The following is a 16321-nucleotide window of genomic DNA, read 5'->3' on the forward strand; positions in this document are numbered from 1 at the left end:
ATGACGATGCAATCGTATTCCCGACGCGAAGAGGCGCGCGACACCGTTCCGCCCGCCGAGGCGATTTACGTGTACGAAGCGCCGGTGCGCGTCTGGCACTGGATCAACGCGGCGTCGATCGTGGTGCTCGCGGTGACCGGCTACCTGATCGGCTCGCCGCTTCCCACGCAGCCCGGCGAGGCAAGCGCGCATTTTCTGATGCGCTATATCCGCTTCGCGCATTTCACCGCCGCCTACCTGTTCGCCATCGGACTCGCGGGCCGCGCCTATTGGGCCATTGTCGGCAATCACCATGCGCGCGAGATGTTCTGGGTGCCGGTGTTCTCGCGCGAGTACTGGCTCGCCATGCTCGCCATGCTGCGTTACTACGCGTTTGTCGGGCCCACGCCGCGCCAGTTCAGCGGGCACAATCCGTTGTCGCGAATCGCAATGTGCTTCGTGTTCCTGCTGGTCTCCCTGTTCATGATCGTGACCGGCTTCGCGCTGTACGGCGAAGGCGCGCAGGCGGGTTCGTGGCAGCAGATTGCGTTTGGCTGGGTGCGTCCGCTGCTCGGCCAGTCGCAAGGCGTGCACACCAGGCATCACCTCGGCATGTGGGCGATCCTGATCTTCGTGATCCTGCATGTCTATGCGGCGATCCGCGAGGACATCATGGGCCGCCAGAGCGTGGTCGGCTCGATGATCTCGGGCTACCGCGCGTTCAAGAAGTGAGGCCGCGATGCTGACTTCCCCGCAAAGCGGCGCGCCCGCCATCGTCGTGCTCGGCATCGGCAACGTGCTGTGGGCCGACGAGGGCTTTGGCGTGCGCTGCATCGAGGCGCTCCAGCAGCGCTTCGAATTCGCCCCGCACGTGAGCCTCATGGACGGCGGCACGCAAGGGCTGTATCTGGTCCAGTACGTCCAGGCCGCCGACAGCCTGCTGATTTTCGACGCGGTCGATTACGGTCTCGCGCCCGGCACGCTGAAGATCGTTGAGGATGACGACGTTCCGGCGTTTCTCGGGGTGCGCAAGATGAGCCTGCACCAGACCGGCTTCCAGGAGGTGCTGATGCTCGCGCGCCTGACCGGCCGGTATCCGCGCCGCGTGCTGCTGGTCGGCTGCCAGCCCGACGAAGTGGACGATTACGGCGGCAGCTTGCGGCCCGCCATGAAGGCGTCGCTGGAGCGCGCGCTCGAACTGGGCGTCGAGCGCCTTGCCGCATGGTGCGGTGAACCCTCGCCGCGCCGCACCCCGCTGCGCGCCGACGAGGCGGTCACGCTGCCGCATCTCGCGCTCGCGCGCTACGAAGGCGAGCGGCCGAGCGAAGCCGATGCGTGCCGCACCGGCGACGAGCGCGTGCTGCTGCGCATGCGCCGCGAGGAGCCGCCGTCGTGTGCATAGGCGTGCCGATGCGGGTAATCGAGGTGCAGGGCTTGCAGGCGTCGTGCGACGGGCGCGGCGCGCGCCGCCGCATCGACACGTCGCTGGTTGGCCCGTGCAGCGCCGGTGAATGGCTGCTGGTCTTTCTGGACGCGGCGCGCGAGAAGCTCGACGCGACGCGCGCGGCGGAAATCGACGCGACGCTCTCGCTTGTCGAGCGGGCGCTGGCGGGCGACGCCGCCATGGCCCGCGCGAGCGCGCATTTTGAATTGCCGTCCGCGCTCGGCGTGGACGACCTGATCCGGCTGACTGGCGGCGCGCGGCACTCACCGGTCCACCAAGGAATCGACGTGACAAATACGAGCGGCGGCGCGCATGAGGCGGCGCCCGTGGTGCAGCGGCTGATCGACGACGGACACGCCGAGTTCGTGGACGAACGCACACTCGACGACTGGCTGGCGGATGGCGGCGAATGCGTCGTGCTGCTTGCGGGCGACCCGGTGCGCTTTCCCGAATCCCTCGACGTGGCCGTGGTGCTGCCCGAACTCGCGCGCCTCGCGGCGGGCCGCTTTGGCCGCCCATTGCGCGTGGCTGTGGCGACGCGCGAAGGCGAGGACGCGATCGCGCGCCGCTTCGGCTCGCAGCGCTGGCCCGCATTGCTGTGGCTGCGCGACGGCGGCTATGTCACGACGCTCGCGGGCCTGATGGACTGGGACGATTACGTGGCCAACGTCGCCCATGCGCTCGCGCAGCCGACTACGCGGGCGCCTTCGGTCGGCATTCCCGTCAACGCCGCCGGCGCTTCGGCGGATTGTGACTAGTCTTAACTATCCGTTACCAAGTGTCGAATGAACATCGATCAATCATCTGGATTGCCAACCATGTCCATGACTCCGTTTCCCGTGCCGTTCGGCCCTGGCAGCCAGGACGAGGGCGATGCGGTGCTCGACTATCTGCCGATGCCGCAAGGCATGCGCACCTATGTAGCGCCGTCGCTGCCCGAGCGCGCCGATGCGCGGGCGTTCGACGCCGCACGCGGCGTGCTGCGCGATGTACTGCGCGTGCTGGCGGCATACGAACCCGGCACGCCGCCCGAAGCGATCGACCTGACGACCTGCGACGCGGTGGCGCTGCGCATTCTCAACGACGTGCTGGGCGAGGGCGAGGTCAGCGCGCGCATCGACAATGCGCAGCGGGGCAGCGTCCTGATCCAGGAGACGGTGCTACCCGGGCTGTGGCGCATGGTCGAGCCCGGTGGCGCGAGCGCGGCCGACCGCCTCGAAATCGGTGCAGCACCGGCGCTCCTCGCGCGGCCCGCAGAGGGGACGCAGCCGATGGCGCCGTTGCCGGGGTTGTTGCCACCGGGCGTGATGAACGCGCCGTCGATCCTGAGCGAGGTGCGCGATCATGTTGCGCGCTGGCGTGCCGGGGACGCGCCCCATGCCGTCAACCTGACGCTCCTGCCGTTGTCGCTAGGGGATGAACAATTGATCGACGCCATGCTGGGCGAGGGCTCCGTGCAGGTGCTCTCGCGCGGCTACGGAAATTGCCGCGTGGGCAGCACGGCGATCGCAAACTGCTGGCGCGTTGCGTATTTCAACTCGCAGGACACGCTGATCCTGAACACGATCGAGATCACCGATCTGCCGGAGGTCGTGCGCGCCGCGCCGGAAGACATCGCGGATTCGTGCGAGCGCCTCGCCCAGTTGATCGAGTGGGTAGGCGAAGCGTGACGATGAACGATCGCATGATGCAATTCGAGGGCAGCTATCTCGGCGATAGCAGCCGCATCGCGGCGCATACGCGCCTCGAATGCAAGATCTGCTGGTGGATCTACGATCCCGAACAAGGCGACCCGGTCTGGCAGATTTCGCCGCACGTGCCGTTCGCGGCGCTTCCCGCGCACTGGCGCTGCCCCGTTTGCGACGGCGCGGCGGACCAGTTCATGGTGGTGGGGGACGCGGCTTGACCGCGCGCGCCATCGCGCGAGACACCCTGCGCGGCGAGCCACGGGTGGCGGCGCTGGTCGCGCACTTCGAGACGGTCACCAGCGGTGCGATGCGCGATATGCCGGTCGTGAATCGCGCCTTGCGCGTCGAGGCAATCGGCTTCGCGCCGATGCCCGGGGAGGCCGGGGCGCGAGGTGCCTGGCTCGGCGTACTGATCAGGCCGTGGTCCATGAATCTCCTCTGGCTGCTCGGCGCGATGCAGGATTCGGTGCCATGTCCGCGGCCGGGCGGCAAGGCACGCTTGCGCGTAGGCAACGTCGATTTCGAATGGATCGGCGCGCACGTGCAAGGCGTTGGCGCGTATGCGTGCTGCTCGCTTTTTTCGCCGATGTTCGAATTCGCTGGCCAGGAGAGCGCCGTCGCCACCGCGCAGGCCGTCCTCGCGCAGTTGCGCGGCGGGGAAGGCGGCGCGAAGGGCGATGGGAACGGCGACCCAGCGGGCATTGCGCCGCGCGCGTCGCGGCGCGCGTTCCTGTTGCGGCCGGCCGCGTTCGGGAGCGCTGCATGAATGCGGCGACGCTGGCCGCGCTGGCCGGGCAATACCGGGTGCGCCCCGGCCGGCAGGACAGCATCGCGGGCGGCCGCCCGCCGCTCGCCGCCGCGCTGCTGCGCGGGCAACCGGCGGCAACCGCCGCGTCGCGGCTCTCGGCGCTGTTCGCGCTGTGCGGACTCGCGCACCGGCTCTGCGCGGAACTTGCCGTCGGCGCGGCGGGCGGCTCAGCGGTGCACGAGCGGGAGGATGCCGTCAAAGCGGTTCATACCTCGATGCTTACGCGCGAAACGCTCGCCGTGCAGCTGCGCTGCATCTGGACCGACTGGCCCGTGAGGCTTGCCGCCGCCGCGCCGCATAGGCTGCCCGATGTCGAAGCGGCAGGCTCGCCCGACTGGGTGGAGCGGCATGTTCTCGGCATGCCTGCGTGCAAATGGCTCGCACACTGGGCGGACGATCCGCGTGGCTGCCTGAGCGCCTGGAGCGCGCGGGCCAAGACGTTCCCGGCCCGGTTGCTGGCAGACTGCCGCCCATACGCCGATACGACCCGTGCCACGCCGCGGCCACTCGTGGTCGACGAAGCGCGGTTGAGCGAACTGGCCACAGCGATTGCCGGGAGTCCGGCTTTCGCGCACGCTCCCCTGCAACGCGGCCTACCGGCGGAGACCGGCGTGTGGACGCGTAGCGACGATCCGTGCGCGCTGGACTACGATACGCCCTGGCTGCGGCTTGGCGCGCGCGTCGCGGACGTGGTGCGGCTGGCGGCGGCCGACGGCGCACGTGCGCTGCGCTTTGGCGCGCTGACGTGCGCACCCGGCGAGGCGCTCGGCTGGTGCGAGATGGCGCGCGGCGTGCTGGTCCATTGGGTGCGACTCGCGCCGGACGATACGGCGCGCATCGAGGACTACCGCGTGGTCGCGCCGACCGAGTGGAATTTCCACCGCCAGGGCACGCTCGCGCAAGCCTTGTCGCGGCTCGACCCCGCGCCCGGCGATGGAGCGTTCGCCGCGCGCGCAGGCGTGTGGATGGGCGCGTTCGATCCGTGTATCGCCTATGCGCTCGACCGGGCGGAACCCACGATATGCATGAAGTAAGCCTGGCCGGCGGCGTCCTGGCATCGGTCGAAGCGGCCGCCAAGCGCGAGCGCTTTGTCCGCGTGAAGGTGCTGAGGCTCGAAGTCGGGCGACTCGCGGGCGTCGAGGTCGAGGCGCTGCGCTTCGCCCTCGAAGCAATCGCCACCGACACTTGCCTCGCCGGCGCGCGCGTCGAGATCGAGGAACCATCGGGCAGCGCGTGGTGCATGACCTGCAACGCGACCGTGCCGCTGGCCGCGCGCGGCGACCCCTGCGCACACTGCGGCGGCTACTGGCTCCAGCCGAACGGCGGCACGGAGCTGCGCATCGTCGACCTGACCGTCGACGATGCCTGGCCATCATCGGATTAGCGCAAGGAGAAGCAACATGTGCGTGGTATGCGGGTGCGACAGCACCGGCGATCGGCAAAACGCCGCGCAGGCGCACGGCCACTCCGGCTCTCATTCCCACGCCCACCCGGGCGCATCGGGCCAGGACTTGCACTATGGCCTCGGGCCAGCGGGCGTGACGGTGCCCGGCCTCGACCAGGGGCGCACCATCAAGCTCGAGCAGGACGTGCTGGGCGAGAACAATCGCCATGCCGCCGCCAACCGGCGGCACTTCGCGGCACACGACGTGCGTGCGCTGAATCTCGTGTCGAGCCCGGGCTCGGGGAAAACGACGCTGCTGTGCGCGTCGATCGCCGCGCTGCGCGAGCGGATGCCGGGCCTGCCCGTCGGCGTGATCGAGGGCGACCAGCGGACGGCGAACGACGCCGAGCGCATTCGCGCGGCCGGTGCGCCCGCGATCCAGGTGAACACGGGCAAGGGCTGCCATCTCGACGCGGCGATGGTCACGACGGCCTTCGGGCGGCTGCCGCTGCACGACCATGCTCACGAGCACGAGCACGAGCACGAGCACGAGCACGAGCATGAACACGCGCCCCTCGCGTCCAACGCACCGCGCAGCGTGCTGTTCATCGAGAACGTCGGCAATCTCGTCTGCCCCGCGCGGTGGGATCTCGGCGAGGAGGCGAAGGTCGCGATCCTCTCGGTGACGGAGGGCGAGGACAAGCCGCTTAAGTATCCCGACATGTTCGCAGCCGCGCGCCTCATGATCGTCAACAAGATTGACCTGCTCCCTTATGTGCAGTTCGACGTCGAGCAGTGCATCGCGTATGCGCGCCGCGTGAATCCGTCGCTCGAAGTGATCCGGCTCTCGGCCGCGACCGGCGAAGGCCTCGATGCGTGGCTCGACTGGATCGCGCGTGCGCGCGACCCGATTGCCGAGCGCATCGGCGTGCTGGAGAGCGAGCTTGCGGCGTTGCGCGCGCAGCAGCGGCGCGCCGGAGACGCCGTATGACGGCGCATGTGCAGCACCTGCCGCATGCCCTCGGCGATCAGACGGTGCTCGCCACCGGCGCGTGGCTGAAGAACGCCGCGTGCGTGTGCATCGGCGGCGAGGTGCACTGGTCGCCGCTGCACGGCGATCTCGACGACCCGGCGCACTGCGTGGCGCTCGATACGTCGGTGGCCGCGCTCGTCGAGGCCGCCGCGCGCGCGGGGCGGCCCGTGTGCGCGATCGCGCACGATCTGCATCCCGACTTCTACAGCACGCGCGTCGCGCTCGAATGGGGTGAGCGGCTCGGCGTACCGACCGTCGCCGTTCAGCATCATCACGCGCACATCGGCGCGGTTGCGGCCGAGCACGGGTTGAGCGAGCACGTTGTCGGCCTCGCGCTCGACGGCGTGGGTCTCGGCACGGACGGCGCCGCTTGGGGCGGCGAACTGCTGGAAGTGGCGCCCGCCGGCTGGCGGCGCCTGGGCAGTCTCACGCCGCTCGCGCTGCCCGGCGGCGACGTCGCGGCGCGCGAGCCTTGGCGCATGGCCGCCGCCGCCCTGCACGCGCTCGGGCGCAGCGACGAAATCGAGCCGCGCCTCGCGGCCGCCGTGGGCGATAGCGCCGCGCGCACGGTCGGCGTCATGCTCGCGCGCAGCCTCAATTGCCCGCCGAGCACCGGCGCGGGACGGTGGTTCGACGCTGCGGCGGGACTGCTCGGCGTGAGCCTGCGCCAGCGCGCCGAAGCCGAGGCGGCCATCGCGCTCGAAAGGCTCGCGAGCAGCTACCTCGACGCGCACGAGGCCCCCGATGTGGCGGACCTGTGGCAAGTCACGGACAACGGCGAGCTTGACCTTCGTCTGCTCCTCGCCGAGTTGCTGACGCTCGCGGACGCGGGCGAAGCCGCGCGCGGCGCCGCCGTCTTTCATCTCGCACTGGCTGCGGCGCTCGCCCACTGGGCCGCGCTCGCCGCGCAAGGTCGCTCCGTGCTCCTTGGCGGCGGTTGCTTCGCAAACCGGCTGCTCACCGCGCAACTGCGCGCGTCTCTCGCGACGCGCGGGGTGCGCACCCTCATGCCCGGCACAGTACCCTGTGGCGACGCCGGCCTCGCGCTTGGTCAAGCCTGGGTTGCCGCATACGATCCGCAGTTAGGCGCGATGCTCGCGACTGCGCCAGGAATCAGGAGTTAGCCCATGTGTTTAGCCATTCCCGCACGGCTCATCGAATGGTCTGACGCTGAAACGGGCGTCGTCGATCTCGGGGGCGTGCGCAAGACGGTCTCGCTCGCGCTCGTGCCAGACGCGCGCCCGGGCGATTACGTGATCGTGCATGTCGGCTTCGCGCTGGGCGTGATCGACCCGGAAGAGGCCGAGCGCACGCTCGCGCTGTTCGGCGAAGTCGCCCAGTCGCTTGGCGAGGCGCATGATGCGCCCATCGCGCAACCCGGAGCCGCGCAATGAAATACGTCGACGAATTCCGCGACGGCGAACTCGCTGCGCGCATTGCCGGGCGCATCCAGGCGCAGACGCAGACCGAGCGCCGCTACCACTTCATGGAGTTCTGCGGCGGTCACACGCACGCGATTTCCCGCTACGGCGTGGCCGATCTCCTGCCTGAAAACGTGCGGATGATCCACGGTCCCGGCTGCCCGGTTTGCGTGCTGCCGATCGGGCGCATCGATCTGGCGATTCGCCTCGCGCTCGAACGCGGCGTGATCCTCTGCACCTATGGCGACACGATGCGCGTGCCGGCCTCGGACGGCCTGTCGCTCCAGCGGGCCAAGGCGCGCGGCGCGGACATCCGCATGGTGTATTCGTCGCGCGACGCGCTGCGCATCGCGCGCGAGCATCCCGAGCGTGAGGTGGTCTTTTTCGCAATCGGCTTCGAGACAACCACGCCGCCCACCGCGCTCGTCGTGCGCGAGGCGGCGGCCAGCGGCACGGAGAACTTCAGCGTGCTGTGCTGCCACGTGCTCACACCCGCCGCCATCACTCAGCTGCTCGCCGCACCGTCCGTCGACGCGAACGCGGTGCCGCTCGACGGCTTCGTCGGCCCCGCGCACGTGAGCATCGTGATCGGCTCCGCGCCTTACGAGGCCTTCGCGCAGGGGTATCGCAAGCCGGTCGTGATCGCCGGGTTCCAGCCGCTCGACGTGTTGCAGGCGATCCTCATGCTCGTGCGCCAGGTCAACGACGGCCGCGCCGAGGTGGAGAACGAATTCGCACGCGCCGTCACGCGCGCGGGCAATGCGGCCGCGCAGGCGCTCATGCAGGACGTGTTCGAAACGCGCGAGTCGTTCGAGTGGCGTGGCCTGGGCGAGGTCCCGGCGAGCGCGCTGCGCATTCGCCCGAAGTACGCGCGCTACGACGCGGAAAGCCGCTACGAACTCGTCTACCGGCCCGTCGCCGATCATAGCAAGTGCGAGTGCGGGGCGATCCTTCGCGGTCTCAAGCACCCGCGCGACTGCACGCTGTTCGGCACGGTCTGCACGCCCGAGAATCCGATGGGCTCGTGCATGGTGTCGAGCGAAGGCGCGTGCGCCGCGCATTACTCTTATGGTCGTTTCAAGGATATTCCGGTCGTTGCAGCATGAGCCCAGCCCACCCATCTCCGGTCAAGCCCGCCTTCGTGCGGCCCCTGAACTTTCGCGACGGCCGCATCGACATGGGCCACGGCGCGGGCGGCCGCGCGTCGGCGCAACTGATCCGCGAGCTGTTCGTCGCGGCCTTCGACAACGAATGGCTGCGCCAGGGCAACGACCAGGCCGCGTTCGCGCCGCTTGCGCCAGGCCCAGGCGAGCGCATGGTGATGGCCACCGACGCGCACGTCGTCTCGCCACTGTTCTTTCCAGGTGGCGACATCGGCAGCCTCGCCGTGCACGGCACCGTCAACGACGTCGCGATGGCGGGCGCGCGGCCTTCGTATCTCAGCGCGAGCTTCATCCTGGAGGAGGGCTTCCCGCTGGCGGATCTGCGCCGCATCGTCGAGTCGATGGCGTTGGCGTCGCACGCGTGCGGCGTGCCGATCGTGACGGGCGACACCAAGGTCGTCGAGCGCGGCAAGGGCGACGGTGTGTTCATCACCACGAACGGCATCGGCGTCGTGCCCGCGGGCATTCATATCGACGGCTCGCAGGCGCGGCCCGGCGATGTCGTGCTGCTCTCGGGCACGATCGGCGAACATGGCGTGGCGATCATGTCGCAGCGTGAGGGCTTGGGCTTCGAAACGCAGATCCGCTCGGACAGCGCCGCGCTGCACACGCTCGTGGCGGACATGCTTGCCGTCACGCCTGGCGTGCGCGTGCTGCGCGACCCCACGCGCGGCGGGCTTGCCACCACCCTCAACGAGATCGCCGGCCAGTCGGGCGTCGGGATGCGCATTCAGGAGCGCGCGATTCCCGTGCTGCCGCAAGTCGATGCGGCGTGTGAGCTGCTGGGCCTCGATCCGCTCTATGTCGCCAACGAAGGCAAGTTGGTCGCGATCTGCGCAAGCGGCGACGCGCCGCAACTGCTCGCGGCGATGCGCGCGCATCCGTTGGGCGCGGCGGCGGCGCGCATCGGCGAAGTGGTCGAGGACGCGCATGGCTTCGTGCAGATCGAGACGAAATTCGGCGGCCGGCGCATTGCCGACTGGCTTTCGGGCGAGCAACTGCCGCGGATCTGCTGATCCGCTTGCGCCGATGGCTCAGATGGGTATCGGGAGACTCAAGGTACGATGGCGGACCGCCAGCCCTCCTGTCACGTTGCGCTCGCGGGGAGCCCTGAACGACGGGTTCCCCACGGCTTCGATCAAGCAATGAGTTCCGCCAGTCCCCGCCAGTCCCGTTTCGCTCCCGCTGCGCCAGGCCGCCACCGTGCTCGTGGTCGACGACGAGCCGCGCTTGCAGGAGACGACCCGGTGCGTGCCGGACGACGAGTTCGAGGTGCTGACGGCAGGCTCCGCCGACGAGGCGCGCGCAGTCCTCCAGGAACGCGCGGTCTCCGTAATCCTGTGCGAGGTGCGCGAGACCTGGCCCGACGTCGTGCGCATCATCGTCTCGGGCTACACCGATTCGGAAGACATCGTCGCGGGCATCAATCGCGCGGGCATCCATCCACTAGTTCATCCTCAAGCCCTGGTTGCCCGATCACCTGATCGAAACCGTGCGCCAGGCCGCCGAGGCGCAGTCGCTCCAGCACGACATGTGCCGCCTCGATCTCGAACTGCGCGGCAGCGTTTCGCTCTTGCGGCGCCGCCGCCACGAAAAGCTCGCGCGCGTGCAAAGCGAGTTCGGCTTCGATTCGATCGTGCGCTCGCCGGGCAGCCCGCTCGACCCGGTCTGCTCGCTCGCCGCGAAGCTCGTGCGCTACGACCTGTCGCTTCTCATTCTCGGCGAATCGGGCACCGGCAAGGTTCGGGACTTCCCGTGCGCGGAAGTCTGGGAGGCAAGTCCGGTAAATTCCCGACGCAGCCATTGGGCGACCAGCCCAGCGGTGACGGGCTGACCGATTCTCCACGGCGCGATTTCGCGCATCGGGAAGTCTTCGGCAATCGCCAGGCTGAGCAACTGCGTGAGCGTCCAACCGGTCAATCTGGCTTCGCATTGTCCGATACATGCCAATGTTTGGTTTGCGACAACCAGTTGAGGCGTGGCCGGGATTCGAAAATATCTGTAGCTTCGGATATTAACGATTACCCTCAACGGGAATGGATTTTCGCCGGTCCACGGAATGTACGGCCAACGCACTTCAGGCGTCCACGCTCGAGCTGCCCGACACGCAGCTAAGTGCGCTAGCCGTTGATGATGGCCCAATCCTTGCTGGACTCGAACTGGAATGCCTCGCCGGCGATCAACGGAATCGCAGGTTGCGCGTGCAACATATCTGGCTCATCGGTAGCCTGAAAGGCCACGCTAACGTCGGCGCAACATGCTGATCAACAGCCTTTTCGGAGTCAGCGGAATCGAAGGAAAGGGGGGAATCTATGCCGCTTTGGACGATGCGCGTCCGCGCGATTTTCTGTCGGGGTGCAACACGGTGCCCATCGCCACCCGCGATGCGGGCTGCGGGCTGCATCTGTTTTTCGTCGAAATCTTGGAGACTACCATGCAGAGAATGCCGTACTTCAATTCCATGTTTCTACAATTTTATGCGCTGGCGGTATTTTCGCTTGGCGAGACGGCCACGATGATCCCGTTGCCCGCCCACGCCGCAACCAGCTGGGTCTCGACCCACACCAACGCCTTCCTCCTGTCCAATGCGCCGGCATCGGCGGCGTCCGTTGCGGCGCGCAACTACTCGCTGAACAGCTTCGGTAATCCGGCGCTGACCGATACGCATGTGACGCCGCTCGAATTGAGTGTGCCGCTGCACATCATCGTGGTCCTGAAGAACCGAAACGCGGAGCAACTGGACGACTTCCTTCGCGACGTCAATCAGCTGGGCAGCAAGACTTACCACGAGTACCTCACGCCGACCCAGTTCAAGGCGCGCTTCTCGCCGACTGACGCGCAGGTCGCGGCCGTAGTCGATCACCTGAAGGCGAACGGCTTCAGCAACGTCTCGGTATCGGCGAACAACACGCTGATCTCCGCCAATGGCAACGCGAGCAACGTGCAAAGCGGCTTCCAGGCGAGCATCAAGCGGTTCGCCTATCGCGACAAGCCGGTCTACGCGAACGATTCGTCAGCCATGGTCCCGGCATCGCTTGGCCCGATCGTCGATTCGGTGCTGGGCCTACAGAACGCGGCGGTGCCGCACCGCCTGCTCCACCGCTTCGCGCCGGGTGCGCTCATCGAACCAAACCGCATTGCGAAGAATGCGACACCCGAGTCGCAGCAGATCGGCCATCAGCCGACCGATTTCGCGAAAATCTATGACGCAAGCAGCCTGCCCGCCGCGACCCTCACGACGGTGGGCATCATCACTTGGGGTGACATGACCCAGACCATCGCTGACCTGAACACCTTCACGCAGAACGCAGGCCTGCCGACGGTGAACGCGGCGGTCGTCGCGAGCGGATCGGGCACCTTGGCCGACACCGGCGATCCCACCGAATGGGATCTCGACAGCCAAACCATCATCGGCACATCCGGCGGCGTCAAGCAGCTGATCTTCTATTCGGCCGTGAACGGCGACAGCAATGACAGCGATCTCACCGATGCAACGCTGAGCGCTGCTTACAACAAAGCGGTGACGGACAACAAGGCGACCATCATCAATGTTTCGCTCGGCCTCGACGAAACCGCCGCCAATTCGGACGGCTCGCTCGCTGCCGACGACGCCGTATTCAAGCAGGCTGTCGCGCAAGGACAGATCTTCTCTGTTGCTGCAGGCGACGCCGGCGTCTATCAGTGGTCGATCTCGCCGCAAGGCAAGCCGGGCTATATCGGTACGTACAATGGATCCTCGGTCGCTACGACGATCGATCTGTCGAAATACAGCGTCTCGTTTCCCGCGAGCTCGCCGTACGTCGTCGCAGTCGGCGGCACGACGCTCTCGACCACCGGCGCCACGACGTGGGCGGGCGAAACCGTGTGGAATGATGGCGTCGACTACGCGGACCTCGACAGCAACGGCAACCCGGTCGACAACGCGGTGCGGCTCCGGGCAACGGGCGGCGGCGTGAGCGCGTACGAAACCGCGCCGAGCTGGCAGACCGCGGCGCTCGGCAGCTCGGTGACGAAGCGTGCGTTGCCCGACGTGGCGTTCGATGCTTTGCAATCGACAGGCGCGTACATCATCGTCAACGGGCAGAAGACGACGTCGCCAATCGGCGGCACGAGCCTCGCGTCACCGATCTTCGTGGGCGGGTGGGCGCGGCTCGAATCGGCCAACAACAGCCTCAGCCTGCCAACGCCGGCGTTTTATCAGAATCTCCCAGGCAATACGGCGCTGTGCCACGACGTCACATCGGGCAACAACGGCAGCGGTGGCTACGGCTACACTGCGAAGCCAAGCTGGGACATGGTTACGGGCTTCGGCAGCCTGGACTTCGCGAAGATCAGCGCGAGTGCCGGCAGGTGATGCGTTCCCGGCGCGATGCGGCGTGCATACTGCACGGTATCGGGTACTGTCGCAATAAGGAAGCTGACCGGCGAGAGCACCGAAATATGGAGAGCTGCTGATGAAAAGAGCGAGGTGAATTGCTGGACGGAAGAGAGTGCCCTACCGCCATCGTTCATCTGGGCTTTGCGAATCATATGCATCGTCTCGATTCCACTCGGAATGATACGCGCGCAATGAAAATTATCGAGTCCCATCATTGGGCGGGTGCGAACGCTTGATGGCCCGGTGATCCTGTCCGACAATGTTATTCCGATACCCTTTCTGACGGACCCTGATCGGCACCTCCCGCCTGGCGTTGATCGCCTGCGAGGCAGCCAGATTCGATCCGCTCTTATCGATCGTCACGGTCTCGGGTTCGCCATTCTGGTCGATTGCCTTTTCGAAATAGGCCCGGGCCGCAGCCTTTTCCGGACGGGCTCGCAGGAGAAAATCAACGGTGTTGCCAGCCTTGTGGTTCTGGTGCAAATAGGTAAGCGGGTTGAGAAAGTTCATATAGGTAGGAAAGCTTATCGATCAAACAGGACCGCATTCCATACGGCGGGCGCAGCGGCCTCCTTGAGGCCGAGCTTCGCGAGATCGAACTGCCCCTTGCGAATGCGATGCGTCAACTCGATTCCTGAAATCGTGGTCGCGGCGCTCCCGAATCGCTTGAACCCAAGCATCACGTTCGTTCTGGACTTGATGTGGCGATGGTCTTGCTCGATCACGTTGTTCAGATATTTTGAGGACCGGACCTTCGTGTCTTCAGGGCAGCAGACCATCGGTCTTCATTTCGCGCACCGCGCGGTGCGAGGCGGCATAGCTGTCGAGCGTGATGGTCTGCGGCGGCTGGCCCTGACGCTTGATGGCCTTGCTGAAAAAAGCTTTGGCCGCAGCCACGTCGCGTCGAGCTCTGAGCATGAAGTCCACCGTCTGGCCAGCCCGATCCACTGCCCGGTACAGGTAGACCCACCTGCCGCGAATCTTCAGTGGAGTAAGAGACAGGGCGTAGTCGAACTATTTCCCTGCCTCTCCTCCCCGGTAGGGTCGAGAACTGGCGCGCGCACGGTAGGCTCCGGTGGCTTCTCCCTCGCTTTCGCGGTGGGCCTCAATCCGGCTGCCATGGTCACGTTTCCAGCTCCCGCCACGTCAAACGCAGCATGCGGTTTTCCCGCACTACGCTTTCCTGTCTGCTTCACTTCAAAGTTTATGGGGCCTATCATGCCGGGGACGCTTTCAGTGCGGCAGCACGACGAACTCGGTAGCCGTTGAACAGCTTCAGTTCGTCATATAGCCAGCACCTACTCCACGTCTTCCAGCCGAAGCCCCGACGATTCCGGGATCGACCCATGTGGCGTCGAATCTTCTTCTCCACCCAGTCCTTGATGAAGCTGAAGCACTCGCTGGAATGTCCCACAGCGAAGTAATTGACCCAGCCGCGCAGCACCGGGTTGATCAGTTGCACTACCCGATTCACCGGCTGCGACTGGTATCGCCGGAACACCTCCTTGAGCTTGCGCAATAGCGCCGTGCGTTTCTTCAACTTCGGCGTATAGTGCGCTCGCCACACCTGTCGCCCGATACTGCGCAGGCGTCGGAAGTCAAACCCCAGGAAGCCGAAGCTCTCCGCGCGGTTCAGATCCACGGTGCGACTCTTCTCTTCATTAACCTCGACCTGTAGTTTGGCAAACTCTTCCCGAAGACGCCGGCTCACCATCCTCAGCAACCACGCATTGCGCGGATGAGCATCGATCAGCACGACCAGATCGTCAGCGAAACGGGCATACTCGACGTAGGTGTACTTCCCGCTACGGGTTGACCCTTTCACCTGCTCCAGCATCCGGTCTACCTCCGTGAGGTAGATGTTGCTGAGCAGGGGCGAGATCACACCTCCTTGCGGAACGCCTTGTTTGCCCGACGCCGTTAGCGTCAGCTTCAGCAGATGCATGACGTCGTCGTCCCTGATCCGACGCGCCACTTTTTCGAGCAGTAGATGATGCCGAACTGTGTCAAAGTAGGCGCGCAAATCGAGATCTATGACGCGGGTCTTGCACTGAACAATCGCCGGCGCCACCCGATGCACCGCTTCATGCGCGGTACGCTTGGGACGATATCCGTACGACCCCGGTTGGAAGTCTGCCTCGAAGATCGGCTCCAATATGAGCTTGAGCGCGCCCTGGACCACCCGGTCACGGATAGCCGGGACGGTCGGTGCGAACTGCACAAGTGCTCAACGAGCATTTGGGATGGGCTGAGATCCGTCATCCATTTCATCCCCTCAGGGGCCAACGCTTTTTCGTGCTGAAGGCGCGCCGCGTCGCAGGCGCCGAGACACTGCTTCTGCGCGATACAGAACGCGGCAGCTTTAGCATTGCGCGCGAATGGACCGACTGGGGCACACCGTCTGTCCACGACGACGCCATCGCGCCCGTGTGCTACTTCGATCTGGGCATGTTGTTGGAGCTGGTCACGTTGATTGACCAGCTTGCCCCATCCAGGAAGTCATCGAACAAAGGAGCTTGATCAATGCGACTCCTTGTCCTACTATCAGACCAGTTTTGCACGTGGTCCGCCAATGGAAGATATTCCGTCGTCCACTTTGCGCAGACGCCGCGCGCAATTGCTGAAGCAAATGCCGGCGTTAGAGACGCTCTTGCGCGGCTCACTGATCGAGCGCTACAAGCGCTGCGGCAAACCGGGCTGCAGGTGCGCAGACGGCCCCGGCCATGGTCCCAAGTACTACCTGTCCGTGAGCTTCCCCGGCCGCCGTCCGCAAATGGACTACGTGCCGCAAGCCAATTACACCGACGTCGCCGAGCACCTGGCGAACTATCACCGCGTTCGAGAGATCATCGAGGAGATCTGCGAGATCAACCGCGAACTATTGCGCCGCCGCGAGGCGCTCTGAGGGGCGCCGGTGAGCCAGTCGTCGCTGTCGCTCGCCAACTTCATCGATCCGCAATCGGCCGGCGTACTCGTCGCCAACATGCTCGAGGCCTGGCTCACTGCCGAGCCTGCGCTGGAGC

Annotated in this window: 18 protein-coding genes and 2 pseudogenes; 17 read left to right on the top strand and 3 right to left on the bottom strand. The window is 66.3% G+C overall.

Annotated elements, in window-relative coordinates; genetic code table 11:
• The 15 genes from cybH (at position 1) to M3A49_RS36765 (ending at position 13274) form a co-directional block, all read left to right on the top strand.
• Positions 1–711: a Ni/Fe-hydrogenase, b-type cytochrome subunit gene (gene cybH, locus M3A49_RS36690; protein ID WP_266233227.1), complete on the top strand. Its 711-nt coding sequence runs from the start codon at positions 1–3 to the stop codon at positions 709–711.
• Positions 712–718: 7 nt separating this feature from the next.
• Positions 719–1381: a HyaD/HybD family hydrogenase maturation endopeptidase gene (locus M3A49_RS36695; protein ID WP_266233228.1), complete on the top strand. Its 663-nt coding sequence runs from the start codon at positions 719–721 to the stop codon at positions 1379–1381.
• A gap of 8 nt (positions 1382–1389) precedes the next feature.
• Positions 1390–2181 carry a HypC/HybG/HupF family hydrogenase formation chaperone gene (locus M3A49_RS42545; RefSeq protein WP_323183471.1) on the top strand — a complete coding sequence of 264 codons (792 nt, stop codon included), beginning with the start codon at positions 1390–1392 and terminating at the stop codon, positions 2179–2181.
• A gap of 60 nt (positions 2182–2241) precedes the next feature.
• Positions 2242–3093 (top strand): hydrogenase expression/formation protein, encoded by an 852-nt coding sequence (locus M3A49_RS36710; RefSeq protein WP_266233229.1) that lies wholly within the window; start codon positions 2242–2244, stop codon positions 3091–3093.
• Positions 3094–3095: 2 nt separating this feature from the next.
• On the top strand, positions 3096–3329 hold the full coding sequence (locus tag M3A49_RS36715; protein ID WP_028209130.1) for a rubredoxin: 234 nt from the start codon (positions 3096–3098) through the stop codon (positions 3327–3329).
• Positions 3326–3877 (top strand): [NiFe]-hydrogenase assembly chaperone HybE, encoded by a 552-nt coding sequence (gene hybE / locus M3A49_RS36720; protein WP_266233230.1) that lies wholly within the window; start codon positions 3326–3328, stop codon positions 3875–3877. The genes M3A49_RS36715 and hybE overlap by 4 nt, the downstream gene beginning before the upstream one ends.
• Positions 3874–4953: a hydrogenase maturation factor HoxV/HupK gene (locus tag M3A49_RS36725; protein WP_266233231.1), complete on the top strand. Its 1080-nt coding sequence runs from the start codon at positions 3874–3876 to the stop codon at positions 4951–4953. The genes hybE and M3A49_RS36725 overlap by 4 nt, the downstream gene beginning before the upstream one ends.
• A complete protein-coding gene (locus M3A49_RS36730; RefSeq protein WP_266233232.1) occupies positions 4941–5303 on the top strand; it encodes a hydrogenase maturation nickel metallochaperone HypA in 363 nt (120 codons plus the stop codon). Before M3A49_RS36725 ends, M3A49_RS36730 begins: the two co-directional genes overlap by 13 nt.
• Before the next feature lie 16 nt (positions 5304–5319).
• Entirely contained in the window at positions 5320–6294 is a 975-nt protein-coding gene (hypB, locus tag M3A49_RS36735; protein WP_266233233.1) for a hydrogenase nickel incorporation protein HypB, read from the top strand.
• On the top strand, positions 6291–7460 hold the full coding sequence (locus M3A49_RS36740) for a carbamoyltransferase HypF (protein ID WP_266233234.1): 1170 nt from the start codon (positions 6291–6293) through the stop codon (positions 7458–7460). Before hypB ends, M3A49_RS36740 begins: the two co-directional genes overlap by 4 nt.
• Before the next feature lie 3 nt (positions 7461–7463).
• The gene (locus tag M3A49_RS36745) at positions 7464–7730 is read left to right on the top strand and encodes a HypC/HybG/HupF family hydrogenase formation chaperone (RefSeq protein WP_266233235.1); all 267 of its coding nucleotides are present in this window, start codon (positions 7464–7466) and stop codon (positions 7728–7730) included.
• Positions 7727–8863, top strand: coding sequence for a hydrogenase formation protein HypD (gene hypD / locus M3A49_RS36750; RefSeq protein ID WP_266233237.1), 1137 nt, complete (start codon positions 7727–7729; stop codon positions 8861–8863). The genes M3A49_RS36745 and hypD overlap by 4 nt, the downstream gene beginning before the upstream one ends.
• Positions 8860–9936, top strand: a complete 1077-nt coding sequence (gene hypE / locus M3A49_RS36755) for a hydrogenase expression/formation protein HypE (RefSeq protein WP_035515601.1) — start codon at positions 8860–8862, stop codon at positions 9934–9936. The genes hypD and hypE overlap by 4 nt, the downstream gene beginning before the upstream one ends.
• Before the next feature lie 452 nt (positions 9937–10388).
• A complete protein-coding gene (locus M3A49_RS36760) occupies positions 10389–10754 on the top strand; it encodes a hypothetical protein (RefSeq protein WP_266233238.1) in 366 nt (121 codons plus the stop codon).
• Between the two features lie 627 nt (positions 10755–11381).
• Positions 11382–13274: a S53 family peptidase gene (locus M3A49_RS36765; RefSeq protein WP_416339088.1), complete on the top strand. Its 1893-nt coding sequence runs from the start codon at positions 11382–11384 to the stop codon at positions 13272–13274.
• 107 nt (positions 13275–13381) lie between these two features.
• On the opposite strand, the pseudogene M3A49_RS36770 reads toward M3A49_RS36765, so the two are convergent.
• The 3 genes and pseudogenes from M3A49_RS36770 to M3A49_RS36785 form a co-directional block, all read right to left on the bottom strand.
• Positions 13382–13814, bottom strand: a pseudogene (locus M3A49_RS36770) (DDE-type integrase/transposase/recombinase); the annotation flags it as partial.
• 8 nt (positions 13815–13822) lie between these two features.
• A pseudogene (locus M3A49_RS42825) lies at positions 13823–14276 on the bottom strand (IS6 family transposase); the annotation flags it as partial.
• A 238-nt stretch (positions 14277–14514) separates the two neighbouring features.
• Positions 14515–15519, bottom strand: coding sequence for a reverse transcriptase domain-containing protein (locus M3A49_RS36785; protein ID WP_266233241.1), 1005 nt, complete (start codon positions 15517–15519; stop codon positions 14515–14517).
• Positions 15520–15521: 2 nt separating this feature from the next.
• On the opposite strand from M3A49_RS36785, the gene M3A49_RS36790 reads away from it, so the two are divergent.
• Together M3A49_RS36790 and M3A49_RS36795 are read left to right on the top strand one after the other, a co-directional pair.
• Positions 15522–15818: a Y4bD/Y4pK family protein gene (locus M3A49_RS36790; protein WP_266233242.1), complete on the top strand. Its 297-nt coding sequence runs from the start codon at positions 15522–15524 to the stop codon at positions 15816–15818.
• Between the two features lie 52 nt (positions 15819–15870).
• The gene (locus tag M3A49_RS36795; protein WP_323183472.1) at positions 15871–16203 is read left to right on the top strand and encodes a DUF6788 family protein; all 333 of its coding nucleotides are present in this window, start codon (positions 15871–15873) and stop codon (positions 16201–16203) included.
• Positions 16204–16321 lie beyond the last annotated feature (118 nt).

It is taken from the genome of Paraburkholderia sp. CNPSo 3076 (assembly GCF_026343935.1).
GTDB lineage: Bacteria > Pseudomonadota > Gammaproteobacteria > Burkholderiales > Burkholderiaceae > Paraburkholderia > Paraburkholderia nodosa.